Here is a 24138-nt window from a genome sequence, read left to right as displayed (position 1 = left end):
CCGGTGCGAGGTTCGCCGGATCTGCGCCGGTCGGTCACCCGCCGGTCAGGGCGTCGACACCCGGATCGGGTGCGATGTCGTTCCGTGGGCACTCCGCTGATCGTCTCCCTGTCCGGGCTCGGAGATCGAGCGCTGGACCACTGCGCCGAGTTCGCCGCCGAGCTGGATCTGCGGCGGGTACCGCTGACCCTGCTCGTCGCCCCGCGCCCCAACGGCACGGAGCCGCCCGAGCCGGATCGGCCCGCGTCGAGCTGGGTGCGGACCCGGCGGCGACAGGGCGACGTGGTGGCACTGCACGGTTTCGACCACGCCCCGCCCGCGCAGCGGCTGCTGCCGAGGGTGGCGTCCGCGGGGCCGACGGCGGCGGTGCGCGGCGCCGAGTTCGCGGCGCTCCCGGCGCACGAGGCGGGGCTGCGGCTGCACGCCGCGACCGCCGCGCTGGACCGGCTCGGCCTGCGCACCGATCTGTTCGTGCCGCCGCGCTGGCTGTCCTCACCGGGCACCGTCACGGCGTTGCGCGGGCGCGATTTCACCGTGTGCGCGGATGCGCTGGCGGTGCACGAGTTGTCCACCGGCCGGATGCACCGGGCTCGGGTCCACGCGTTGGGTCCGGGTGAGCGGGTGGAGCACTGGTGGTGCCGGGCGCTGGTGCTGGGCGTGGGGCGTGCGGCGCGGCGCGGGCGGATGGTGCGGCTCGCGGTGGACGCCGCCGACCTCGCTCGTCCCGGTCCGCGGCGGGCCGTGCTGGATTCGATCGACCTGGCGCTGCACCACGGCGCGGAGCCCGCGACGTACGCGTCGTTCGCCGATGCCGTCGTGCCTCGTCAGCGTCGCGCTCCGCGCTTGAGCGGGCGGCTGCCGAACCCGGATCCGCTGTCGAGCTGAATTCGCTGCGGTGAAAGGGCTTTCACTTTGTCCTCAGGGAAGCCTCATGCCGGCCCGCGAAGCTTGTTCTTGTCCGGGAGATGGAACTCGACCGAAGGGGCAAGGACATGAGGATCAGGAAGCCGAGCAGGGCAGTGTTGACCACCGCGGCGATCGTCGGCGTGCTGGGGATCGGCGGCGCGGGTGTCGCGCTGGGCGGCGCGGCGCAGGAACAGCGGCCCGCTCCGGCCTCGGCGGTCGGCTGGGACGACGACGGGCCGTGGGACGACCGCGACGACCTCCCCGCCGGCGTGCCGGGGGCCGGGCCGCTGCCGCAGGTCGACGACCTCGACGACCGCGATGACCACTTGGACGACCGCTTCGACGATGACCGCGACGACCGGTTCGACGACGACCGGGATGATCGCGACGACCGCGACGACCGCGACGACCGCGACGACCGCGACGACCGCGACGACCGCGACGACCGGGATGACCGGTTCGACGACCGCGATGACCGCGACGACGACCGCGATGACCACATTGACGACCGCGACGACCGGGACGACCACCTCGACGACGGCGACGACCACCTCGACGACGGCCGGCACGACGACTGATCTCGCCGCGCCGAACGGGCCGCCCCACCGGACGGTCCGTTCACGTGCGCACCTCTACAGCGACGTCGCCTCGGCGCGGTCCAGCACGGCGAGGTCGGTGCCGTGCGGACCGAGCTGCTCGAACATGCCGTAGTGCATCGCGGGCGAGGCCAGCACCGCCTCGTGGATCGGCACCGCGACGCGCGGTGAGACGGCGCGCAGGAAGTCCACGGCCTCCGAGAGCTTCAGCCACGGCGCCCCGGTCGGCACGCCCAGCACGTCGATCCGCTGCTCGGGCACGTGGAACGAGTCCCCGGGGTGGTAGAAGCCGCCGTGGTCGACGACCAGCCCGATGTTGTCGATGACCGGGATGTCCGGGTGGATCACGGCGTGCTGCCCGCCGACGACGTTCACCGCGGAGCCGCCCAGTTCGAACGCGTCGCCGGGGCGCGCGACCTCCGGCTGGAATCCCTTCTCGACGAGGATCCCCACCGTGGAGGGGTCGGTGATGAGCCGGGCGTCCGGGTTGTCGTCGAGCAGTCCGGGCAGGCGCTCGGCGTCGTAGTGGTCGAAGTGCTGGTGCGTGATGAGCACGGCGTCCAGGTCCCGCACGTCCTCGAACCCCTGGGAGAACGCACCGGGGTCGATCAGCAGGCGGGCTTGGCCGGTGTCCACCAGCACGCACGCGTGTCCGAAGTGAGTGATCTTCATCGGCTCGCCTCTCTAGGCTGCGTCGGCTCCGGTCTCCAGCCTCTCAGAGCCCGTCCGCGGAGTCGTTCTCGGCGCTGGTGTCCTGATCTTCCGCGAACACCCTCGCTTCGGCCGCCGCGCTGAGCCCTGCTTCGCGCGGCCGGTCGAGGCCGAGCGCGCGTTCGGTCTCCAGCGCGGCCCGCGCGGTGTCGGCGAGCGGCCGGATCCGCAGCCCGGCTTCGAGCGAGGGGGCGGCGTCGCGGCTGACGAAGCCGAGGTGGGTGCCCGGTGCCCACAGCGGCATCGAGTCCGGCCCCGCCCAGTGCGCGGCGCCCGCCGAGTTCAGCGCCTCGGCGTCGATCGGCACGAGCTCGGTGCCGGGAGGCGCGACCGCGGCGGCGATCCCGTCGAGCAGCGAGCCTAGATCGGTGACCGGCCCGATCCCGTCGAAGGTGCCGGTCAGGCCGGTTTCGGCGGCCAGCAGGATCCATTCGGCGAGGTCTCGCACGTCGATGTGCTGGATCGGCTGCTCGCGCGGCGGGATGGGGACGCGTCCGCCGCGGCTGATCCGGTTCGCCCAGTACCCGAAGCGGTCCTTCACGTCGCCGGGTCCGGTGATCAGCCCGGGTCGGACGATGAACGCCCGATCGGCGAGTGCGGTGCGCACCGCGTGCTCGCTCGCCACTTTCGTCCCGCCGTAGGCGATGGACGGGTCGGTGTCGGGTTCGACGGTCTTCAGGGGCTCCAGCAGTTCGGCGTCCGTCGTCCCGCCGGGCGTGGTGGTGTCCGCGTACGCGTTGATGGAGGAGACGAACGTCCAGTGCGCGGTGCCGTCGCCGAGGGCCGCCAACGCCCGCGACACCCAGGGCAGGGACATCGTGGCGACGTCGACGACCGCGTCGAAGGGTTCCCCGGCCAGTTCGCGCAGCCCGTCGGGATCATCCCGGTCCACGGGGACCAGCGCGGCGCCTGCCGGGACCGTTCCGCTGGTGCCGCGCGCGGCGCAGGTGACGTCGTGGCCGTGGCGAACGGCCGCCGCGGCCACTTCGCGGGAGAGGAATAGCGTGCCGCCCAGAATCAGCATTTTCATGATGCGAGACTGCCATTCGAGTGAGACCGGGGCTACAGCTATCGCTTTTGGCGAAAAGGTGGTGGAAGGGGGCTTCTCGTTGCGCCGCTATTGGGGGGAGTGCGGCGCAACGAGAAGCGTTCCGGGGATTCCGCTGGGGGGTGGGCGGAATCCCCGCCGCACCGCGTCGCGCGGAAGGGGGGTTCGCGCGCCTGCGGTGGCGGATCCGGCCCGGCCTGCGGGGCCGGGGAGCGGGTGGTTCTGGCTGTCGGGCGGTGGCGTCGCGGTGGGCCGGGCAAGGCTCGGAGTGCGGTGCCGGTTGTTGGCGAAGGCTATTTTTCCGACTGCTACAGGTAAGACGTGCGAACCCCGGTGAACGTTCCGTGAAAACGGCGAGAAGTGCGCGAGGACACAGCTGTGAAAACGTTCCGGATAATCGTGCGGAATGTGGCTGAGTAGCGCTACTCAAAATGGCCGGGTGTTGAATTCGCCGTGTCTCACCCGATCGGATCAGGTACCGATGCGGTCCGCGAGCACCCGGCCGCCCGTGCGCGCGCCCGCGCGGCCGAAATGTGGCGCACGGCGCTTCCGGCGCACCTGTCTGCGAGGGCGAACCCGCAGCTCAGTTACCCTTTGCAGGTACTGCTGGACATCCATCACTGCTCTGCACGGAGCAGCTGGATCTGCACGAATCCGGGAGCATCGCCCGTGGCCCGAGTCGTCGTCGACGTCATGCCCAAGCAGGAGATCCTCGATCCGCAGGGTCAGGCGGTGGCCACCGCGCTGCCCCGGCTCGGTTTCGAGGGCATCTCCGAAGTCCGCCAGGGGAAGCGGTTCGAGCTGGAGGTCGCCGACGACGTCGACGACGCCACGCTCGCCAAGATCGCCGAAACGCTGCTGGCCAACCCCGTGATCGAGGACTTCGTCGTCCGCAGGGTGGAAGCATGAGCGATTTCGGGCCCACTTCAGTCCTGCGTAACCGCACCTCAGGGGAACGTGACGCAAGCCGGCCACGAGAAACCGCGAAACGCGAGGTTCAGCCGGGCGCAACCACCACTGTGAATCGCGGAGAGGCGGTACCGGCATGAGCCCGAAGATCGGCGTCATCACCTTCCCCGGCACGCTCGACGACGTGGACGCGCAGCGCGCCGCGCGCCGAGCGGGTGCCGAAGCGGTCCCGCTGTGGCACGCCGACGCGGATCTGCGCGGCGTGGACGCGGTGATCGTGCCCGGCGGGTTCTCCTACGGGGACTACCTGCGCTGCGGCGCCATCGCGAAGTTCGCCCCGGTGATGGGCGAGGTGGTGCGCGCGGCCGGGCAGGGCATGCCGGTGCTCGGCATCTGCAACGGCTTCCAGATCCTCTGCGAGGCCGGCCTGCTGCCGGGTGCGCTGACCCGGAACTCGGCGCTGCACTTCGTGTGCCGCGACCAGTGGCTCAAGGTGGAGAACAACACCTCCGCGTGGACGTCCCGCTACGACCAGGGCGCTGAGCTGCTGGTGCCGTTGAAGTCCGGCGAAGGCGCCTACATGGCCGACGAGGCCGTGCTGGACGAGCTCGAGGGTGAAGGCCGCGTGCTGTTCCGCTACTCCGGGGACGACCCGAACGGTTCGCTGCGCGGGATCGCGGGCATCACCGACGCCCGCGGCCGGGTCGCGGGGCTCATGCCGCACCCCGAGCACGCCATCGATCCGTTGACCGGTCCCACCGACGACGGTCTCGGCATGTTCCTGTCCGTTCTCGACGTACTGGTGGCAGCGTGAGCAACAACCCCGAAGACGCGACCGCGGCCGCGGTGAGCGCCGTCGCCGACGGCCCGGAGAGCGACCCGGTGGCGCAGCGCGCGGAGCTGGACACCGTGGGCATCGCGAAGTCCTCCCCGGAGCTCGACCAGCCGTACCGCGAACTCGGCCTCAAGGACGACGAGTACCAGCGGATCCGCGAGATCCTGGGCCGCCGCCCCACCGACGCCGAGCTGGCGATGTACTCGGTGATGTGGAGCGAGCACTGCTCGTACAAGTCCTCGAAGGTGCACCTGAAGTACTTCGGCGAGACGACCACGCCGGAGATGCGGGAGAAGATGCTCGCGGGCATCGGCGAGAACGCCGGTGTGGTCGACATCGGTGACGGCTGGGCCGTCACGTTCAAGCTCGAATCGCACAACCACCCGTCGTACGTGGAGCCCTACCAGGGCGCGGCCACGGGTGTCGGCGGCATCGTCCGCGACATCATGGCGATGGGCGCCCGCCCGGTCGCGGTGGCGGACCCGCTGCGCTTCGGCCCGGCGGACGCGCCGGACACCCGCCGGGTGCTGCCCGGTGTGGTCGCGGGTGTCGGCGGCTACGGCAACTGCCTGGGCTTGCCGAACATCGGCGGCGAGGTCGTGTTCGACGAGTCCTACGCGGGCAATCCGCTGGTCAACGCCATGTGCGTGGGCGTGATGAAGACCGAGGACCTGCACCTGGCGCACGCCAGCGGCGCGGGCAACAAGATCATCCTGTTCGGTGCGCGCACCGGCCTCGACGGCATCGGCGGCGTGTCGGTGCTGGCTTCGGAGACGTTCGACGGCGACGACAGCGGCCCCGGCCGCAAGAAGCTGCCGAGCGTCCAGGTGGGCGACCCGTTCACCGAGAAGGTGCTCATCGAGTGCTGCTTGGAGCTCTACCACTCGGGTCTGGTCGTGGGCATCCAGGACTTGGGCGGCGCGGGCCTGTCGTGCGCCACTTCGGAGCTGGCTTCGGCCGGTGACGGCGGCATGCGCGTCGACCTGGACCAGGTGCCGCTGCGCGCGGAGGGCATGAACCCGGCGGAGGTCCTCTCCAGCGAGTCGCAGGAGCGCATGTGCGCCGTGGTGCGTCCGGAGGACGTGGACGCCTTCATGGAGGTCTGCGCGAAGTGGGACGCCCTGGCCACGGTGATCGGTGAGGTCACCGACGGGGACAACCTGGAGATCTACTGGCACGACGAGCTCGTCGTGGACGTGCCGCCGCGCACCGTGGCGCACGAGGGTCCGGTCTACGAGCGCCCGGTGCAGCGCCCCGGTGAGCAGGACCTGATCGCCGCGGACAACGCGAACACGCTCACCCGTCCGTCCACTTCGGACGAACTGCGGGAGACGCTGCTGAAGTTGGCGGCCTCGCCGAACCTGTGCTCCCGCGAGTGGGTCACCGACCAGTACGACCGGTACGTGCGGGGCAACACGGTGCTCGCCCAGCCGTCGGACGGCGGTGTGCTGCGGATCGACGAGGAGACGGGCCGCGGCGTCGCGATCGCCACGGACTGCAACGCCCGCTACACCCGGCTGGACCCGTACGCGGGCGCGCAGCTGGCGTTGGCGGAGGCGTACCGCAACGTCGCCACGACCGGTGCCACGCCGATGGCGGTGACGAACTGCCTGAACTTCGGTTCGCCGGAGGATCCGGGCGTGATGTGGCAGTTCCAGCAGGCGGTGCGCGGTCTCGCGGACGCCTGCGTGGAGCTGGGCATCCCGGTGACGGGCGGCAACGTCAGCTTCTACAACCAGACCGGCAGCCAGCCGATCCTGCCGACTCCGGTGGTGGGCGTGCTGGGCACGATCGACGACGTGACGCGCCGCATCCCCACCGGCATCGGCGGTGAGGAGGGCGAGACGCTGCTGCTGCTCGGGGACACCCGCGAGGAGTTCGGCGGCTCGGAGTGGGCGCGGGTCGTGCACGGTCACCTCGGCGGCACGCCGCCGAAGGTGGACTTGGCGCGGGAGAAGCTGCTCGCCGAGGTGCTGCTGGCCGGTTCCCGCGACGGCATGATCTCCGCCGCGCACGACCTGTCCGAGGGCGGGCTGGCGCAGGCGCTGGTGGAGACCGCGCTGATCGGCGAGTGCGGTGCCCGGGTGATCCTGCCCGAGGGCGCGGACCCGTTCGTGGCGCTGTTCTCGGAGTCGGCCGGTCGCGTGCTGGTTGCGGTGCCGCGCAGCGAGGAACTGCGCTTCACCGACATGTGCGCGGCGCGCGAGCTGCCCTGCGCGAAGGTCGGCGTCGCCGACGCGGCCGCGTCCAGCCTGGACATCCAGGACATCGCCGACATCCCGCTGACGGAACTCCGCGCGGCCTGGGAGGGAACCCTCCCGGCGCTGTTCGGCTGACACAGCAAGCGGAACGGCCCGTTCTCACCGCTCCGGCGGGAGAACGGGCCGTTTTTGGTTCAGCGCTCGTAGCGACCGGTCTTGATCGCTAAGACGAATGCGGACCACTGGTCGCCAGTGGCTATGAAGTGCCCGGCGGCGCGGTGCTTCGTATCGCGTACCGCCGCGCCCTCGGCTACGTGGCCGACCTCAACGCAGTTGGTCTGCTGACCCGATTTGCTGGACTTGTGCCATCCGTCCGGTATCGATGTGGTCATCGAACCTCCTTCACATCTTCGATGCGTTCGCGATGAGGGTGATCGCGATCCGGGTGAACCAGGCTGTTTCACATCAGCGGTGGCAGCGGCCGAACTTGATAGCTGAGAGGGACCTTGACCACCGGTCGGGTTGATCGATATATGCCCGGTCTTGCGGTCCTCGGTGTCGCGCCCGGCGGTGCCGACTGCGATCCGGCCGACTTTGACGCAGTTGGAGACCTGATGCGAACGGCTCGATTTGCGCTAGCCGGTGGGAATCGGTTTCATGCTGCGCCGCCTCGGTTGCGGGATTTCAGCTTCGCCGGCCACCGGATTTGAGCTGTTCGAGGAATTCCTGCCAGCGAGCGCGAGGAATCGCCAGCACCGGCCCGTCTCGTTCCTTGGAGTCGCGGATGCCGGCGATCCCCGGTGCCCCGCCTACTTCGATGCAGGTCTGCGTGGCGGAGGTCCGAGTGCTGGTTCGCCAGCCGCTGATCGGCGGCGTAACGGTCGTCGAATCCGTACTGGCGAGAGGACGCGTCTCCATCGATTGGCTCCGATTTCGGTTTAATGCGGGCTTTTCCAGGTGTCGCGTGATCAGCGCTCGTAGCGACCGGATTTGATGGCCGTGAGGAACGCGGTCCACTGGGTTTGGCCGGTGGCGAGGTGGCCTGCGGCTCGATTCTTGGTGTCGCGCAGTCCGACCGAGGTTCGGGTGATCGCCACTTCCACGCAGTTGCCTCCGGAGTTCGACCGGGAGGATTTGCGCCACTTCGTGTCGTGAAGATCCACTGTCACACCTTTCCGTGCTGGCACTGGTGGGCGTCCCGCGCAGCGGTCACCCGTTCCAGTGTCGCAGCGACGGGCAGCGAGTTGGAGCGCAGTTCGTCGAACACGTATCGCAGTGCGCTCACGTCCTCGGCGCTGTCGACGATGTGGCCGCCCAGCGGAGTGTCGAGGAACCCGATCGCTTCGTCTTCGGGATGTTCGAAGGACAGCACGATGAACGATCCGCTGGGAGATGCGTGCGCTCCTGCTTCGTACGGGAGGACCTGAACGATGACGTTCGGTAGGTCGCAGAACTCCGCGACCTGTTGAAGTTGTTCGGCCATCACGTCGTGGCTTCCCACCACGCGTTGCAGTGCGGCTTCGTTGATCACCGCTCTGAGCTGGATCGGTGTCTCGTCCACCAGGCGCTTCTGCCGCTCGACGCGAGCCTTGACCCGGCGAGCGATGTCCTGCGGATTGGTGGTGTACCGACCGGCGCGATGGATCTCGTACGCATAGCGCTCGGTTTGAAGCAGGCCGGGAATCAGATCGAGCTCGAAGTTGGCCGCCTCCGTCGCGAACGATTCGAAGTCGACGAACGGCGCGAACCACTCCGGCACCCGGTAGGACTCCCACCAGCCGCGCTCTTCCGTGTGCAGCCGGGTTTTCTCCAGCTGTGCACGGACTTCGGCGGACGCCTCGTAGCGCTCCACCAGCAGTGCGAGCTCAGCTTTCTTGACCTTGGAACGGCCTGCCTCGACGTGGCGGATCTTGGATTCCGAGCAGCCGAGCGCACGGCTCGCCTCCGCTACGTCGCAACCGGCCTGCTTACGCAATTTGACCAGCCAAGAACCTAGTTGCCTGCGGCGAGCTGTCGACATGCGCCAACCCTAACGATCACTCACGCACCAGGTGGATCACTCGAAAGGGGCTCTTGATCAATGACAAAATCAGAAATAAGTTCTGACAGTGTCAGTTACTGAATCAATTAGGGGTTCACGCTCGCACTGGAGGTGATCCGATGGAGCGCTTGATCTGGGTCGCGTCGTGCGGGCCGGTGGATTCGCGGTGGCACGTGGTGCGGCGGACGGACGGCGGTGCGTTGCCCGCGATCTGCGGGGCCTTCGTCTACGGGCCGTTGCACCTGCGGCGCGGTGCTTCGCCGGACGGGACCTTCGACCGCGACGCCTGCCGGGACTGCGCGGCGGTGTCCGATGGCTGACTCGGATCGGCACTTCTGGCGCCCTGGTGGCGATTCCGTGCGGCACGCCTTCCGGGGCCGCCGGTGGTGCGGCCAGTCCACCGCCACCTCGGTGTGCGGCGCCGAGATCGAGCTCGCGGCGGAACCCTCCGAATCGGACTGGGTGTTCGCGCCGACCTGCGGAGCCTGCAACTCCGTGCTGCGCGGCGAACTTCCCAAGCCGGAACCGGGCCTGTTCGGCTGAGACTTCCGGGTTCGAGCGGTCCCCTCCCCTTCCCGCCTCGAATCCGGAACGGCCTCCTGCCGTCGCGACGTCGGTACCCCGACCCGGCGGACCGCGCGCGGGAGGCCGAGCGGGGGCGCACCGCCCACACCCGGTGCGCCCCCGCTCCCACACCGGCGCGCCCCCCGCCCCCGTACCGGTGTGTGCGTGTAGAACGTCGCTGACCGGTCGGCGTTGCTCTTCTGTGGCTCATCGCATACCCGAGCACCCGGCGTGGACCCCGCGCGTCTTGGAGATCAAGAAGCCGATCGAGCAAGGAGACGGACCATGACCGCGAAGCTCCGCCGCACCATCGCCGCCACCGCCGTCGCGGGCCTCGCCCTCGGCCTGTCCACATTGGCCGCCGGTTCCGCGCTGGCGAACCCCAGCGACACGCTGTGCACCAGCGACGACTTGAACATCGAAGTGACCAGGGACCTCGCCGAACCGGGCGAGTACGAGGCGTTCCTGGTCAAGTACACCGCCGCGAGCCCGCACACCAACTGCAAGCTGGAAGGCGGCTCCGCCGACTTCGCCTTCTTCAACGGCGCCGACAAGATTCCGGGCGTTGAGGTCCAGGTGGACCACACCCCGGAGAAACCGGTGAGCGTGGACGGGAGCCTGTTCGGGATCTCCCGGATCCTGCAGAAGGTCGACGCTCCGGCCAACCCGGCCGTGCCCACCGCCGTCGAGTTCGACCTCCCCGGCATCCCGGACGGCCCGGCCGCGCACGAGGCCGCCACCTGGCCCGCCGACGAGCCGATCAAGGGCGACGTGCTGATCGCCACCCAGATCAGCCAGAGCGCCGCCGAGTAACGCGCCCCCGCACGACGAATGCCCCGTCCGCCCAGCGGGAGCGGTGAAGTGGTCCCTGTTTGTTGGACTGGGTGAGTGAAGGCTAGGTGGTGAGGGCCTGGGCTCGGTATTCGGTGGGGGTGAGGTTCTTCAGTGTGGTGGAGATGCGGGTGGTGTTGTACCAGTCGAGGTAGTTCTCGAGGGCGGTGGTGAACTCGTCGGGGGTGTTGTAGTTGTGGTGGTGGAAGAGTTCTTCTTTGAGGTGGCTGAAGAAGTTTTCGGCGACGGCGTTGTCGAGGCAGGTCGCTTTCCGGGACATGGAGGGTGTCAGGTTTGCCTCGTGTAGCAGTTGGCGCCAGGAGGTGTGTCGGTAGTGGAAGCCTTGGTCGGTGTGCACGAGTGGGGTGTGGCCGGTGTTGAGGGTGGCGATGGCTTTGGTCAGTGATGAGTTGGTCAGGTGGGTGTCGGGTCGGGTGCTCCAGGAGTAGGACACGACGGAGCGGTCGAACAGGTCGATGATCGGTGAGAGATAGATTTTGCTTGTGCCGACACGGAGTTCGGTGATGTCGGTGACCCATTTGGTGTTCGGTGCCGGGGCGGTGAAGTCGCGGTCCAGGACGTTGCCGGCGGTGGTGCCGGCCTCGCCCTTCCAGGATGAGTAGCGGCGTCGGCGGCGGACTGTGCAGGCCAGGCCGAGGGTGCGCATGATGTGCAGGACGGTCTTTTTCGCCGGTCTCAGGCCGTGGCGGTGCAGCATGGCGTGGACGCGGCGGTGCCCGTAACGGCCGTGGGCCTGCTGGAACACGTCGGTCACGGCCTGTTTCAGCCGGGCGTGCGGGTCCGGCCGGTCGAGCCGGGCCTGGTGATAGAAGAACGTCGACCGGGCCAGGCCCGCGACCTCCAGCAGTACCGCAAGCGGATAGTGCGCCTTGAGGGTGACGATGACCTGGGTTTTTACCCTCGCCCCTGTTCCTTCAAGGCCCGCAGTTTTTTTAGGTAGGCGTTCTCCGCGGACAACCGCAGATTCTCCGTCCGCAACCGTTCCAGTTCGGCCGTCTCGCCGTCCGGTGGTGGTTGTGGTTCGCGGGGTGGGCGGCCTTCCCGCTTGGGGCGCAACGCATCCTCGCCGTCACGCCGATATTGGCGCGCCCAATTTTTCACCTGCTTCGGTGACGACAGGTCATGCTCGGCGGCCAGCTCGGCCGCCGTGGCCTGCCCGGCCACGAACCGCAGCACCACGTCGAGTTTGAACTCGAACGAGTAGGACCGTTTGGTCGGTTTCATGATCAACGCTCCCGGGCCGCGCAACAACCATCGATCCCGCAACGTTCTCACCGCCGAAGCCGACACCCCCAACCGGGCCGCAGCCGACACCGCCCCATGACCAGCCCCGAACAACACCACAGCGGCCTCACGCTGCTCCCGCGACAACGAACTATGCGGATACACGAACCACTCCCCGGTAGCTGGAACTGACTTTCCAGTCCAACCACCGGGGACCAGTTCACGGGCGAACGGGGCATCCGGGAGGCGGCTCAGCAGCCCTTGATCATCTTCTGGATGGAGCCGCTGAGGCCGTGGTTGAACTCCTTGCTGCTCTTCTTGCCCGCCGGCATGGACAGGCACTCCAGCCAGGTGTTCTCCGCGTCGGCCAGTTGCACCGAGACCTTCGCGGTGGTCGAGCAGTGGTTGTTGTAGTAGACGCGGGTGTTGGTGGCGCCGGTGGACCAGGACAGGTTCGCCTTGCCGCCCTTGCACGTCACCGAGTAGCCGTGGTCGGCCTTGGCGGTCACATCCGGTGCGGCCGAGGCGGGCGCGACGAGCAGCGCCATGCAGGCGGCGGTGCCCGCGGTGGTTCCGGCGATGAGGCGGAATGCCTTCGAGCGCATGAGAATTCCTCCCCGTTCGGGCCGATCTCGAATTCGGCGATCGGCCGTTCGATTTCGGCGCTCACCCCTGGAGCGCCGCACGTCGATCACGCTAGGCACGGTCGGGGCGGCGCTTCCAACCAACATTGGGCACGATCACGTCGTGGCCGACGGGACAATTCCCGCCCTGGCCGAGAACAATGTGCACATTGCGCTGACCAGGCGCGATGCTCGCTCGGCGCCGCACCGGCCGGGCGAACTCCGGCACCGCGCGGGCGACTCCGGATGCGGGGCCGCGCGGCACGTTCCGGCCGAGCACTTGCCCGGAGCCGTGATCAGTTCCGGCGCGGTCCGTCGACGCAGGCCGACCACGTGGCGCGCGTCGTAGCGCGGATCGCCCGCTTCGGCCGGGCAGTGCCCTCGTCCATCGCGAGGCTCCCTCCGGAACGACCGGAGCCGTGTTCCGCTTCGCGCTGGTAGCCGTGCTGCGCTGCTACTGCGGCGCGGGCCGGACGGCGGCCGTGCTCAACAGCGCGTCCAGATCGGTGTCCTTGCAGGTGGCGTCGCTGAACTTCGCCGCGTCCTCGAAGCGGCAGTCCGCGAAGCTCACCTCGGAGTGCAGCGCCGCGCCGTAGAAATCGGCCACGCCGTGGAACACCGAGCGGTCGAACGCGACCGGCCCGCCGAACTCGACCCCGGCGAACTGGGCGCGACCGCGGAACACCGCGTCCCGGCAGCGGAACCGGCCGCCCGCGTGCACGGTGGCGCGGGTCATCCACACCGGACCGGTCACCTCGCACCGGCTCAAGTTGTTGTCGTGGAACAGCCGCGCGTAGCGCGCCACCAACGTGCCGATCCGGCGCCCGGAAAGGTCGAAGTACTCCAGCGTCGCGTTCGTGAAGTCCAAGTCGTGAGCGGGCGAGTCGGCCTCCACGGGCGGGAGCAGGTCGGTGATGAGCCGCTGCGCGGTCAGCCGCACCTGGAGCTCGCGGTCCGCCGCGTTGCGCTCGTCCCGCTCCCACTCGCCCCCGTCGTAGCGCGGATGCGCGAACGGTCGCCGCAGGTAAGAGCACAGGACGTCCAGCACCGTCTGGGTGTGGCCGGGAGAGCTGCGGGCCAGCGCCGCCAAGGCGTGCAGCGCGCCGACCCGCACCTGATCGGCCTCGTGCCCGAGCAGTTCCACGGCGCGGGCGAAGCGCTCGTCGGCGATGCGTTCCCGGTCGAGGTCGGTCCGCGCCCCCTCCAGCTGCTGCCTGCCCTCGTCGACGCGGCGGCGCCGATCGTTGAGCCACAGCGCGTAGAGCGCGACCACCGAACCCGCCGCGAAACCGCCGGTGCGCAACGCGTCCGCGCCGTTCACGCGGGCGTCGAACACCAGCAGCGCCGCGCTCACGCCGAACAGCACCAGCGCCGCGAGCAGGACCGTCGCGAGCAGTCCGTACTTACGCATTCAACTGCTCCTGTTGCGCCGCAACGGAATCCCACCGGTCGGGGAGCGTGGAGCCGTCGGCGACCAGCAGATCGTCCAGCAGCACCTCGTGCACCGGAGCGCTCAGCCGCAGGTCGATGCCACCGTTCAGCCGGGTCGAACGCAGATCCACGTCACCGCCGAACTCGACGTCCCGCACGAACCACCTGGCCGCGCAGCTCATCCGCTTGAGGTCCACGTTCCGCGAGAACCGCGCCCGATCGAAATCGCACGGGTCCAGGGTGCGGATCCCGCGAAGTTCCAAGGCGCCGCGGAACTCCGAGCCCGTCGCCCGAATGCGCCCCAGGAACACCGAATCCCGGAAGTGCACGTCGCCGTGGAACACCGCGCGGCTGAGGTTCGTGGTGTGCCGGAACCGGCAGCGGTACGCCGCGATCCGGCCCACGACGCGATCCGACAGGTTGAACCGCTCCAGCCAGGCCCGAGTCAGGTCGAGGTCGTAGATCGTGGGATCAGGCTCGTCCCGCGTCGGCAACAGCTCGATGATCAGGCGTTGCGCGGTCTGCCGCGCGTGCCGCTCCCGCTCCAGCTCCGGCGCGATCGGCGGGTACCCACCGACGTGATCCGGCACCGCGTCCGACTCCGGAATCGTCCACTTAGGATGATCGAACGGGCGGCGCAGGTAGGAGCACAGCACGTCCAGCACGGTCTGCGTGTAGTACGGCCTGCTGCGCGCCAAGCCCGCCAGCGCGTGCATCGCGCCGACCCTGACCTGATCGGCCTCGTGCCCGAGCAGCTCCACGGCGCGGGCGAAACGTTCGTCGTCGGCGCGGTCCCGGTCGTGATCGGTGCGGCGGTCCTCCAGCTCCTGGCGCCTGCGCTCCAGGTCGTAGCGCTCCTGGTCGAGTGCTTGGCGCCGCTGGTCCAGCTTCTGCCGTCGTTCCTCCACGCGCCGCCGCCGATCGTTGAGCCACAGCGCGTACAGCGCGACCACGGACCCGGCGGCGAGACCGCCCGTGCGCAGCGCGTCCGCCCCGGTGCTGCGCTGGTCGAACAGCAGCAGCCCGGCGCTCGTCCCCGCCAGCACCACCACGGCGAGCACGATCGTCAGCACCAGTCCGGCTCGCCGCTCCCGCCGAACCGGCGGCCCGGCACCGGCATCGACCTCACCCATGCAGGTGATCATCGCAGTCGGAGCCCCGCCGCCGGAACGGATTCGGCACACCGGCGCCGACAAAGCGAATGCCCCCCTTCGGCCGGTCCCACCGGCCGAAGGGGGCACTCACCTGATGTCGTCGTTGAGGTGAACGGCCCGTTCACCCGGCCGCACCGGTCGAAGGAGGCAGTCCCTCGGGCAGCGCGTCAGCCCCCCGCGAGGGCCTCCAGCTGGCCGTACGCGCCGTTGAAGGAGTTCTGATCGATCGGCGTCGAGCTGTACTGCCAGAACGTGTGGAAACCCCAGTTGTAGGGGAGCGCTCCGACGCTGCCCGCGTACCGGGCTACCCACAGCGGACTCGTGGAGCTGAAGTCGCCGTTCGCGCACTGGTTCCACCAGTTGGTGCTCGTGTAGATCACCGGATAGCGCCCGGTGCGGTGGAAGTACGTGTCGCTGAAGTCCTTGATCCACCCGGTCATCGAGCTCGGCGAATGCCCGTAGCAGGTGTCGCCGTACGGGTTGTACTCCATGTCCAGCGCGCCCGGCAGCGTCTTGCCGTCCGGTGACCAGCCGCCGCCGTGATCCACGAAGAAGTTCGCCTGCGCCGCTCCGCTCGACACGTCCGGCAGCGCGAAGTGGTAGGCGCCGCGGATCATGCCGACGTCGTAGGAACCGTTGTACTGCTGCGCGAAGTACGGGTTCCGGTAGGTGGTGCCCTCGGTCGCCTTCACGAAGGTGAACCGCTTGCCCTGGTTCCAGTGACCGGGCCAGTCCACATTGCCCTGGTGGCCGCTAACGTCGATGCCCTCGACGGTGGCCAGCGGAGACTTCTCCGGTGCGGTGCGCGGCTCGCCGCCGCCCTCGTGCTTGCGGATCTGCGAACCCATCGCGTGGTCGCTCCCCGGCGCCGCGGCCGGGTCGTTCACCTCGGAGCTCATCGGATTCTCCATTCGGAGAGGGGATGTGCCGGCGTGCGCGGGGAACGTCAGCAGCGTGCACGCCCAGGTGATCGAGAGTAGGGAGATCAAGCCGCGCCGGCGAGCGCGTCCACTCGAATGCGTCATCGAAGGTGGCCCTCTCGGGGAGTCGGGGCCGGGGGCGGCGGGAACTGCCCCGGCTCGAAAATTCTGGCGAGTGATCCCCGGTCTCGGCAGCGCAGAAGTGGGCAATTAACCGGAATGGCGCAATCCGGACGCTCGATCACGTCGAGCGACATCTCAGCGGCAGTGAGGGGAATCCGCATGTTTTGCGCCTCCGCACCCGGCCGTCGAGTGAACCGGGCGCGACCGCAGGACCTGCGCAGGGGCTACTGGCCTGCCAGTTCGACACGAATGGCTACCCTGGGTGGGCGGAAGTACGGGTTCGACCTCCCAGCGACACCGGTCGTATGCTCCGAACGACCCGATCCACCAGGGCAAGTCCGGACGAGGGCAGGGGCCAGAGGGCGAGCCGAGGAACGAATCGAGTGGAGGGCGCCACGGGCATGACGGGGTGGACCACACCGGTTCCCAGCGCTCAAGAGACGGAGCCGGCGGTGAGCAGAACCGACCGCAGGCGGTTCGCGGCGGTATGGGCCCAAGCCTTGATGGGCACCAGCTACGTTCCGATGACCAGTGCGGAAGTCGAAGGCCGACTACTCGGCTATACCGACCGGCTGGTGGACGCCCTGCTCTCCGACCCGTTCGACCCGGCGCCCGGCCACGGCGTCGGTGACGACCTCGTCGCCGTGCACTTCACCAGCGCCGACTCGCTGGCCCGCACCATCGACCTCATCGGCGACGAATTCCTCGACGTCCTGCACCTCGACGAAGGCCCCGGCTGGCGGCGGCGCATCGCCGCGCTGCAAGGCGCCGTGTGCACCGGATTCGTGCAGGCCGCCCGCAAACGCACCCTCGACGAACAAGAAGCCATCCGGCAGGCCGTGCTCGACGCCCGCGACGCCGTCGAACAAGCCCTGCGCACCAGCGAAGCCCGCTTCCGGGCGATCTTCGCCGAAGCCGCCATCGGCATCTGCATCGCCGACATGGCCGGGCACGTCCTCGAAGTGAACTCCTCGCTGCGGCGCATCCTCGGACGCCCCGCCGACGAGCTCCGGCGGATGACCATGCACGACTGGTTGCATCCCGCGGACTCCGAAGGCTTCTGGCGGCTCTACGAGGAACTCGTGCGCGGCGAACGCGACCAGTACCGCGTCGAGAAGCAGTTCACCCGCCCCGACGGCGGCCGCGCCTGGACCGAGGTGATCGTCTCCCTGGTGCGCGGCGAAGACGGCATGCCGCTCTACCAGGTGGCCATGGTCGAAGACGTCACCGAGCGGAAACTGCTGCAGGACCGGCTGCGCCACCAGGCGATGCACGATCCGCTGACCGGGCTGCCGAACCGGGCGCTGTTCATGGAACGCCTCACCTTCGCCATGCGCAGCCGAGACCAAGGCGGCCGCGTCGCGCTGTGCTACATGGACCTCGACGGGTTCAAGGTCATCAACGACAGCCTCGGCCACCACGTCGGCGACGACCTGCTCGTCGCCGTGGCCGAACGGCTCGGGCTGTCCGTGCACGGCGAGGACCGGCTGGTGGCGCGAATGGGCGGCGACGAATTCGTCATCCTCATCGAGGATTCGCCCGGCACCGAACAAGCCATCGAGATCGCCGACGAAATCCTCGACACCCTCATCGAGCCCATCCGCATCGGCGGCCACGAACTGTCCGTCTCCGCCAGCATCGGCATCGTCGAACGCCGCGTGCACGGCCAGAGCGCCGCCGAACTCATGCGCGACGCAGACGTGACCCTGTACTGGGCGAAAGCCGAAGGCAAGGGCCGCTGGGCGCTGTTCGACCCCGAACGCAACGCCACCGAAGTCGCGCAATACCGGCTCTCGGCCACCATGCCCGCCGCGCTGGAACGCGAAGAGTTCTTCGTCGAGTACCAGCCGCTGGTGGGCCTGCGCGAATTCGGCGTGGTCGGCGTCGAAGCCCTCGCCCGCTGGTGGCACCCCGACCTCGGCAGGCTCGGCCCGGACCGGTTCATCTCTCTGGCGGAGGAGACCGGGCTCATCGTGCCGCTCGGCCGCTGGGTGCTGCGCCAGGCGTGCAGGCAGGCCAAGCAGTGGCAGGTCGAGTTCGGCGACGCCGCCCCGTTCGTCAGCGTCAACCTCGCGGTCCGGCAATCCCGCGACCCCAACCTCGTCACCGACGTCGAGACGATCCTGCGCGAAACGGACCTCGACCCGTCCCGGCTGCAGCTCGAACTCACCGAGAGCGCCGTGATGGGCACCGCCGACGAACCGATCGAAACCCTGTGGGCGCTGACCAAGATGGGCGTGCGCATCGCCATCGACGACTTCGGCACCGGCTACTCGAACCTCGCCTACCTGCGGCACCTGCCGGTGCACGAGCTGAAGATCGCCGGTTCCTTCATGTACGGGCTGCGCGACCCGGAGAAGGCCGACCCCGTCGACGCCCGCATCGTCGGCACCCTCGTCGACCTGGCGCACACCCTCGGGCTGACCGTCACCGCCGAAGGCGTCGAGACCCACGCCCAGGCCCGCCGGATGGCGGAGATCGGGTGCGAGACCGGGCAGGGCTACTTCTTTGCCCGCCCCTGCTCCCCGGAACGCATCCGGGCGTTCATCGCCGACCACGTGTGACGGGCCGCCGCCGTCCTCTTCGCCCGATCCGGCCGTTCACCTGCGCAGATCCAGATAGTTCGGCGGGTGATCCGAAATTTTTCGCCTGGCCGTGCAACTCGCCGAGCAGGCGGACGTCCTACGGGTAGAGAAAGCGCGGGGGGACACCGGCGCACATCCGAGGAAAGGCTGAAGTGATGTTGAAGCGGACTCGTACGGCGACCACGGTGGCGGCATTGGCCGGGGGCGCGCTGCTGCTCGCCGGCTGCGGCGGCCAGGCTGCGACGAACTCCGCGGTGGGCCAGGAGGGCATGGGCTCCGACACCGCACCCGCCACGGAGGGCATGGGGTCCGACCTCGCCCCGTCCGACGACCACGCCAGCGGCACGCACGACGACATCTCCGCCTCCAACTGCTCGGCGGAGGACTTCAAGGTCACCATGCAGGCGCAGCCCTCCGACGCGGGTGCCAGCAGCAGGTTCCTGGTCCAGCTGGAGAACACCTCGGACAAGTCCTGCGAGCTCGGCGGCTGGGTGAACCTCACCCCGACCAACATGGCGGGCGAGGCAATCGACGTGCCCACCGAGAACGTCAACCTGCCCGGCCCGGACGCGGGCCTGACCCTGGAGCCCGGCAAGACCGCCTTCGCCGGTGTGAAGATCGAGCGCGCCGAGAAGTCCGACCCGGACGCCCAGGTCGCCTCCGGCTTCACCGCGACCCCGTCGGACATGAACGGCGAGGTCAACGCCGAGGTCGAGGGCTTCAACGGCGACAGCGGCGCGGTTGAGATCGCGGTCAAGAGCATGCAGATCGGCACCCTGCAGCCCTCCCCGCAGGGCGTCGTAGTGTTCTGATCCCACCGCGGCAGACCGCGAGCCCGCGCCGAGCACCGGCGCGGGCTCGTCGCGTCTCAGGCCTGCAGGTCCACCACGGGTTTCACGTCGTCGTCGGCCCGGGTGAGGACGTCGGTCCACGAGTCCAGCGGGACGCGACGGCTAATCAAGTCGCCCAGCCAGGCCGGGTCCGCGTCCGCGAGGGAGCGGACCGCCTGCTCGTAGTGGCGCAGGTTCGCGTTGACGCTGCCCACCACCACGTCGTTGTCCAGCACCAGCTCGTCGTTGATCGCACCGGCGGGCACCGGCAGCGTCCGGTCGTGCCCCGCGATGCCGGTGAGCACCGTGATCGCGTTGCGGGCGGTGCGGCGCAGCACGTCGAACACCACCTCGCCCGCGCCCGTCGCCTCGATCACCACGTCCGGTTCGCAGCCCAGATCGTCCAACGAGGTGTGGTAAGTCGCGCCCAGGCGCCGCACCAGATCCGGTTTCGGCCCGTCGGTCACCTGATCCAGTACGTGCACGTCCAGCCCCTGCTGCACCCCGAGCAACGCGCCCAGCAGCCCGATCGCGCCCGCGCCGGTGACCAGCGCGTGCCGCGGCGCGTAGTAGGCGCGGCGGCCGATCAGCTCGGCCTGCTCCCACGCCTTCGTCACCACCGAAGCCGGTTCCGTGAGCACCCCGAGATCGCCCAGCCCGGACGGGACCTTGATCGCGAACCGGGGTTCGATCGTCCAGCGCTGCGCGCCGAAACCGTCCAGCTCCTTGATGCCGCACTCGGTGAACTCGCCGTTGAGGCAGAAATCCCACTGCCCGGCCGCGCACGCCTGGCACGGGTGCGGATCCGGCCTGCGCACCACGCCCACGACCAGATCGCCCTCGCTGAAACCGCTGATCGCCGGCGCGTACCGCACCCGGCCGAGGGACTCGTGGAACAGCACCATCCGGTCCTGACCCGGCGGCAGCACGCCGTGCGCGGCGTGCGTCACGTCGTGATCGGTCGCGCACGCGCCCACCAGCAGGCCGTCGACCAGCAGTTCGCCCGGTCCCGGTGTCGGCTCCGGGAGCTCGGATACCGCCGCCAACTCCGGCTTGCCGGGCACTACCGTCGCCGCCTTCACCGAGGATCCCTTCCGTTGCGCCTGCTGGACTCGCCCCGAGTGTGCCCGCCGTAGAGCACGGCGGACGAATTGACCAGGCCCAGGTGGCTGAAGGCCTGCGGGAAGTTGCCGGTGAACCGTCCGGAGTGGACGTCGTACTCCTCCGCGTAGAGCCCGACGTCGTTGGCGAGCCCCACGAGCTCGTCGAACATCGCCACCGCCTCGTCCCGGCGCCCGCTCAACGCCAGCGCGTCGACCAGCCAGAACGAGCACGCCAGGAACGAGCCCTCGCGCCCGATGAGCCCGTCGACCTCGCTGATGTCCTCGCCCGTGGTGTACCGGTCCACCAGCACGCCGTGGCGCAGTTCCCGCTCCACCACCCGGATCGTGCTGCGCACCCGCTCGTCGTCGCCGGGCAGGAAGCCCACCGACGGGATCAGCAGCGTCGCCGCGTCCACAGTGGTGCCGCCGTAGTACTGGGTGAACGCGCCCAGCTCCGCGTTCCAGCCCTTCTCCAGCACCTCGGCGTGCACCGCGTCCCGGAGCTCCCGCCAGCGCTGCACCGGCCCCGGCAGCCCGTCCTCCTCGGCGGCCCGCACGGCGCGGTCGAACGCGACCCACACCATCACCCGCGAGTGCGTGAAGTGCCGGTCCGGCCCGCGCACCTCCCACAGGCCCTTGTCCGGCTCCTGCCAGATCGTTTCGAGGTGCTTGAGCATGCCGCGCTGCAACGCCCAGGTGTCGGCGTTCTCCGCGAGCCCGCGTTCCCGCGCCAGGTGCAGCGCGTCCATCACCTCGCCGTAGACGTCGAGCTGCTGCTGCCGGTAGGCGCCGTTGCCGACGCGCACCGGCTGCGCGCCCTGATAGCCGGGCAGCCAGTCGAGCTCCCATTCCAGCAGGTGCCGCTCACCGGCCACGCCGTACATGATCTGCACGTCCGCCGGGTCGCCCGCGACGGCGCGCACCAGCCAGCGCCGCCACGCGGCGGCCTCCGCGGAACACCCGAAGTTGTCCAGCGCCAGCAGCACCAGCGTCGCGTCCCGCAGCCAGCAGTAGCGGTAGTCCCAGTTGCGGTTGCCGCCGAACGCCTCCGGCAGCGAGGTCGTCGGCGCGGCGACGATGCCGCCGGTGGGGGCGTAGGTGAGCGCTTTGAGCGTGGCCAGCGACCGGTACACCGCCTTCGCGTGCGGGCCGGTGTAGTTGATCTTGCTGGTCCAGTCGTGCCAGAAGTCCTCGCTGTCCTGGGTCTCCTGCACCGGGTCCATCCGCGGCGGCACTTCGTCGTGATCGCTGGACCACTGCATCACCCAGGAACGACGCTGCCCTTCGCGCAACGTGAACACCAGCTCGTGCGCGCGTTGGTCCGGAACCCGCTGCGGCAGCAGATCGCCGCGCAGCACCACGGTGTGCGGCCCGGCGATCGCGAGGATGTACTCGTCGAGCTCCGGTTCGCTCTGCCGGATGTGGCGCATCCACGGCACCGCGTCGCCGTAGGCGAACCGCACCACCCAGCGCAGCCGGATGTCGACCTCGCCGGAGACGCCCTCCACCATGCGCACCAGGCACGGCGGGTCGTGCTGGTTCTTCTCGTGCGGCGGCATGCTGTCGACCAGCCGGAACACGCCGCCGTCGGTCTCGAAGTACGTCTCCACGACCAGCGAGTTGTCCCGGTACCGGCGACGCACCTCGCGCACCGGCCCGGTGGGGGCGATCTGCCAGTGACCGTTGCGCTCGTCGCCGAGCAGGCGGCTGAAGCAGGACGGCGAGTCGAATCGCGGCAGGCACAGCCAGTCCACCGAGCCGTCACGGCCGACGAGCGCGGCGGTCCGCAGATCCGAGAGCAGCGCGTAGTTCTCGATGTCGCCGGGCGTCCCGGCCGATTGATCGCTCACCCCGCCGAGGCTATGCACCGCGCCCCACCCCCGGCCACCTCCGACGCACCCCGCGCGCGAAACCGCCCCGCCCGGAAACCGGGCGGGGCGGGCGCGGTCCGACGTGCGCCGGGCGTGCTCGGCGGTGTCCTGTCAGCAGCGGAGCCGATGAGACCCGGACACCAGGAACGACGGCATGCCTAGTTCGGTGACGAGGCGTCGTTGAGGACGTGGTGGGGGATGACGGCGCGGACCGAGTCGTCCAGGTTCAGGCCCAGGTCGAGTCCGCCCAGCAGCTCCGGGAGCTCCGCGCCGGACACCCGGCGGGAACCGGGCCAGCCCTCCGGAACCCGCTCCACCGAGGTGCACGCGGGAACGAGCTGGCTGCCGTCGTCGAGTTCGGCGACGTACACGGCCGCTTCGCCCGCGCCGTTCTCCGGGTCGTAGATCAGCACCTCGGCCGCCAGCACCGCCGGGGCGAGCTCGGTGTCGGGCGCCTCGCCGGTGGCGATGCGGTGCAGCACCCGCTCCAGCTCGTTGACCGGTTCCGGCAGGGCGAAGGTGAGGTCCGAGGGCTCGTACTCGTCGTTGTACTGGAACTCCGGATCGATCTCGCCGTCGGCGTCGATGTGGTACGCGCCGACGACGCCTTCCGGCGGCACGTCGTCCCCGGACTCCTGGTAGCCGGGGTCGACGATGTAGAGCCAGCTGTTCGGAGTCTGCCTGGCCTGCTCCCGCATCTCGTCGGTGATCGGCGGCGGTCCGGGGTGGTCGGGTTGCTCTGACATGGTGCTGGCGTCCTTCGACTGGGAGATGCGGAGCTCGCGGGTGCCGACGGCGCGATCTTCGAACGATCCGCCCGCCTCGGCCGTGCGAGGTGTACCCGTGAGCGTGCCAGTTCTACCGGCCGGTGCCGGGTGGCGCGGGCGCCGGGTCCGTCCATCCAGGTGGGACACCCGCGCGGCTCGCGCACGGCGCGTTCGGATTCCCCGCCGCCGCAACGGGTTCCGGCGGTGGTTCGGGACCAAGGCGGCCGGTCGCGGATGCACCTTTCCGGGGTGCCGGTCCGGCCGCGGCCGGGGCAGACTGGGCGAGCGGCGAGTTCGGGGAGGCGGTCGGGCATGATCGGTCAGCGGGAAGCACTGCACCTGTTCGGGTGCGAGGTCTTCGATCCGGCGGGGCATCGGATCGGGATCGTCGGGCAGCTGTTCCTCGACGAGACCACCGAGCAACCGGCGTGGATCACCGTGCAGACCGGCCTGTTCGGCACCAACGAGAGCTTCGTACCGCTCGACGGTGCGGCCTTCGACGGCGACACGCTGACCGTCTCGGTGCTGAAGGAGACGGTGCGCCAGGCGCCGCACGTCCGGCTCGACGAGGGCGATCTGATGCTGGAGCAGGAACACGCCCTGTACCTGTACTACGGCATCGAATACGGCGTGACCCCCGCCGATTCCGCGACGGCGCCGCAGGGGGCGAACGAGCCCGTCGCGGCCGTCGAGCAGGGCGAACTGCCGCCGGAGTACGTCGAGGCCGTGCGGCTGAAACTGCGGCGCTGGGTCGCGGCCACCTGACCGGATTCGGACGCGCCGCGAAATGTGACGCGTCCACGGGCTGAGAAGAGCAAGGCTCCCCGGTATTGCGCGGTGACGT

Annotated in this window: 26 protein-coding genes; 11 read left to right on the top strand and 15 right to left on the bottom strand. The window is 69.6% G+C overall.

All coding sequences use genetic code 11. From position 1 onward, the window contains the following. Nucleotides 1-84 precede the first annotated feature (84 nt). Nucleotides 85-885, top strand: a complete 801-nt coding sequence (locus tag H2Q94_RS29380; protein WP_243790366.1) for a DUF2334 domain-containing protein — start codon at nucleotides 85-87, stop codon at nucleotides 883-885. An 80-nt stretch (nucleotides 886-965) separates the two neighbouring features. Beyond that, a complete protein-coding gene (locus H2Q94_RS29375; RefSeq protein WP_243790365.1) occupies nucleotides 966-1484 on the top strand; it encodes an ATPase in 519 nt (172 codons plus the stop codon). A 54-nt stretch (nucleotides 1485-1538) separates the two neighbouring features. On the opposite strand, the gene H2Q94_RS29370 is transcribed toward H2Q94_RS29375, so the two are convergent. Together H2Q94_RS29370 and H2Q94_RS29365 are read right to left on the bottom strand one after the other, a co-directional pair. Beyond that, the gene (locus tag H2Q94_RS29370) at nucleotides 1539-2174 is read right to left on the bottom strand and encodes an MBL fold metallo-hydrolase (RefSeq protein WP_243790364.1); all 636 of its coding nucleotides are present in this window, start codon (nucleotides 2172-2174) and stop codon (nucleotides 1539-1541) included. 43 nt (nucleotides 2175-2217) lie between these two features. Further along, on the bottom strand, nucleotides 2218-3243 hold the full coding sequence (locus H2Q94_RS29365) for an NAD-dependent epimerase/dehydratase family protein (protein WP_243790363.1): 1026 nt from the start codon (nucleotides 3241-3243) through the stop codon (nucleotides 2218-2220). A 687-nt stretch (nucleotides 3244-3930) separates the two neighbouring features. On the opposite strand from H2Q94_RS29365, the gene purS reads away from it, so the two are divergent. The 3 genes from purS (at nucleotide 3931) to purL (ending at nucleotide 7341) form a co-directional block, all read left to right on the top strand. Continuing rightward, a complete protein-coding gene (gene purS / locus H2Q94_RS29360) occupies nucleotides 3931-4170 on the top strand; it encodes a phosphoribosylformylglycinamidine synthase subunit PurS (protein ID WP_243790362.1) in 240 nt (79 codons plus the stop codon). A gap of 136 nt (nucleotides 4171-4306) precedes the next feature. Beyond that, on the top strand, nucleotides 4307-4984 hold the full coding sequence (gene purQ / locus H2Q94_RS29355) for a phosphoribosylformylglycinamidine synthase subunit PurQ (RefSeq protein ID WP_243790361.1): 678 nt from the start codon (nucleotides 4307-4309) through the stop codon (nucleotides 4982-4984). A gap of 68 nt (nucleotides 4985-5052) precedes the next feature. Beyond that, complete coding sequence (gene purL / locus H2Q94_RS29350; RefSeq protein WP_243795983.1) at nucleotides 5053-7341, top strand: phosphoribosylformylglycinamidine synthase subunit PurL; 2289 nt, start codon at nucleotides 5053-5055, stop codon at nucleotides 7339-7341. 59 nt (nucleotides 7342-7400) lie between these two features. Here purL and H2Q94_RS29345 read toward each other — a convergent pair whose 3' ends face one another. From H2Q94_RS29345 to H2Q94_RS29330, 4 genes are all read right to left on the bottom strand, one after another. Then, entirely contained in the window at nucleotides 7401-7598 is a 198-nt protein-coding gene (locus H2Q94_RS29345) for a DUF397 domain-containing protein (protein WP_243790360.1), read from the bottom strand. A gap of 292 nt (nucleotides 7599-7890) precedes the next feature. After that, a complete protein-coding gene (locus tag H2Q94_RS29340; protein WP_243790359.1) occupies nucleotides 7891-8124 on the bottom strand; it encodes a DUF397 domain-containing protein in 234 nt (77 codons plus the stop codon). Nucleotides 8125-8174: 50 nt separating this feature from the next. Next, a complete protein-coding gene (locus H2Q94_RS29335) occupies nucleotides 8175-8369 on the bottom strand; it encodes a DUF397 domain-containing protein (protein WP_243790358.1) in 195 nt (64 codons plus the stop codon). A gap of 2 nt (nucleotides 8370-8371) precedes the next feature. Beyond that, nucleotides 8372-9226 carry a helix-turn-helix domain-containing protein gene (locus H2Q94_RS29330; protein ID WP_243790357.1) on the bottom strand — a complete coding sequence of 285 codons (855 nt, stop codon included), beginning with the start codon at nucleotides 9224-9226 and terminating at the stop codon, nucleotides 8372-8374. Between the two features lie 140 nt (nucleotides 9227-9366). On the opposite strand from H2Q94_RS29330, the gene H2Q94_RS29325 reads away from it, so the two are divergent. The 3 genes from H2Q94_RS29325 (at nucleotide 9367) to H2Q94_RS29315 (ending at nucleotide 10624) form a co-directional block, all read left to right on the top strand. Next, a complete protein-coding gene (locus H2Q94_RS29325; protein WP_243790356.1) occupies nucleotides 9367-9567 on the top strand; it encodes a hypothetical protein in 201 nt (66 codons plus the stop codon). Beyond that, entirely contained in the window at nucleotides 9560-9790 is a 231-nt protein-coding gene (locus tag H2Q94_RS29320) for a hypothetical protein (RefSeq protein ID WP_243790355.1), read from the top strand. The genes H2Q94_RS29325 and H2Q94_RS29320 overlap by 8 nt, the downstream gene beginning before the upstream one ends. A 306-nt stretch (nucleotides 9791-10096) precedes the next feature. Then, entirely contained in the window at nucleotides 10097-10624 is a 528-nt protein-coding gene (locus H2Q94_RS29315; RefSeq protein WP_243790354.1) for a DUF4232 domain-containing protein, read from the top strand. An 82-nt stretch (nucleotides 10625-10706) separates the two neighbouring features. Here H2Q94_RS29315 and H2Q94_RS29310 read toward each other — a convergent pair whose 3' ends face one another. From H2Q94_RS29310 to H2Q94_RS29285, 6 genes are all read right to left on the bottom strand, one after another. Beyond that, nucleotides 10707-11546: an IS3 family transposase gene (locus H2Q94_RS29310; RefSeq protein ID WP_243795982.1), complete on the bottom strand. Its 840-nt coding sequence runs from the start codon at nucleotides 11544-11546 to the stop codon at nucleotides 10707-10709. A gap of 11 nt (nucleotides 11547-11557) precedes the next feature. Continuing rightward, a complete protein-coding gene (locus H2Q94_RS29305) occupies nucleotides 11558-12052 on the bottom strand; it encodes a helix-turn-helix domain-containing protein (protein WP_243788041.1) in 495 nt (164 codons plus the stop codon). 86 nt (nucleotides 12053-12138) lie between these two features. Next, a complete protein-coding gene (locus H2Q94_RS29300; protein ID WP_243790353.1) occupies nucleotides 12139-12492 on the bottom strand; it encodes a hypothetical protein in 354 nt (117 codons plus the stop codon). 472 nt (nucleotides 12493-12964) lie between these two features. Then, nucleotides 12965-13921, bottom strand: a complete 957-nt coding sequence (locus H2Q94_RS29295; RefSeq protein WP_243790352.1) for a pentapeptide repeat-containing protein — start codon at nucleotides 13919-13921, stop codon at nucleotides 12965-12967. Beyond that, the gene (locus tag H2Q94_RS29290; protein ID WP_243790351.1) at nucleotides 13914-15074 is read right to left on the bottom strand and encodes a pentapeptide repeat-containing protein; all 1161 of its coding nucleotides are present in this window, start codon (nucleotides 15072-15074) and stop codon (nucleotides 13914-13916) included. The genes H2Q94_RS29295 and H2Q94_RS29290 overlap by 8 nt, the downstream gene beginning before the upstream one ends. A 188-nt stretch (nucleotides 15075-15262) precedes the next feature. After that, nucleotides 15263-15994, bottom strand: coding sequence for a lysozyme (locus H2Q94_RS29285; protein ID WP_243790350.1), 732 nt, complete (start codon nucleotides 15992-15994; stop codon nucleotides 15263-15265). 596 nt (nucleotides 15995-16590) lie between these two features. Between H2Q94_RS29285 and H2Q94_RS29280 the strand changes: the two genes are divergently transcribed. Beyond that, nucleotides 16591-18702, top strand: a complete 2112-nt coding sequence (locus H2Q94_RS29280; RefSeq protein ID WP_243790349.1) for a putative bifunctional diguanylate cyclase/phosphodiesterase — start codon at nucleotides 16591-16593, stop codon at nucleotides 18700-18702. Between the two features lie 176 nt (nucleotides 18703-18878). Next, nucleotides 18879-19535 (top strand): DUF4232 domain-containing protein, encoded by a 657-nt coding sequence (locus H2Q94_RS29275; RefSeq protein ID WP_243790348.1) that lies wholly within the window; start codon nucleotides 18879-18881, stop codon nucleotides 19533-19535. 56 nt (nucleotides 19536-19591) lie between these two features. On the opposite strand, the gene H2Q94_RS29270 is transcribed toward H2Q94_RS29275, so the two are convergent. The 3 genes from H2Q94_RS29270 to H2Q94_RS29260 all read right to left on the bottom strand — a co-directional run bounded on the left by H2Q94_RS29270 (nucleotide 19592) and on the right by H2Q94_RS29260 (nucleotide 23273). Further along, nucleotides 19592-20635 carry a glucose 1-dehydrogenase gene (locus H2Q94_RS29270; protein ID WP_243790347.1) on the bottom strand — a complete coding sequence of 348 codons (1044 nt, stop codon included), beginning with the start codon at nucleotides 20633-20635 and terminating at the stop codon, nucleotides 19592-19594. Further along, on the bottom strand, nucleotides 20632-22506 hold the full coding sequence (locus H2Q94_RS29265) for a glycoside hydrolase family 15 protein (RefSeq protein ID WP_243790346.1): 1875 nt from the start codon (nucleotides 22504-22506) through the stop codon (nucleotides 20632-20634). The genes H2Q94_RS29270 and H2Q94_RS29265 overlap by 4 nt, the downstream gene beginning before the upstream one ends. Before the next feature lie 179 nt (nucleotides 22507-22685). Continuing rightward, nucleotides 22686-23273, bottom strand: a complete 588-nt coding sequence (locus tag H2Q94_RS29260; protein WP_243790345.1) for a type VII secretion system-associated protein — start codon at nucleotides 23271-23273, stop codon at nucleotides 22686-22688. Between the two features lie 333 nt (nucleotides 23274-23606). Here H2Q94_RS29260 and H2Q94_RS29255 point away from each other — a divergent pair, with 333 nt between their 5' ends. After that, nucleotides 23607-24059, top strand: a complete 453-nt coding sequence (locus H2Q94_RS29255; protein ID WP_243790344.1) for a PRC-barrel domain-containing protein — start codon at nucleotides 23607-23609, stop codon at nucleotides 24057-24059. Nucleotides 24060-24138 lie beyond the last annotated feature (79 nt).

Source organism: Saccharopolyspora gloriosae, from assembly GCF_022828475.1.
GTDB classification, from domain to species: Bacteria; Actinomycetota; Actinomycetes; order Mycobacteriales; family Pseudonocardiaceae; genus Saccharopolyspora_C; species Saccharopolyspora_C gloriosae_A.
The sequence above is the reverse complement of the archived record's forward strand: the minus strand, read 5'-3'. Positions and strand labels throughout refer to the sequence as shown.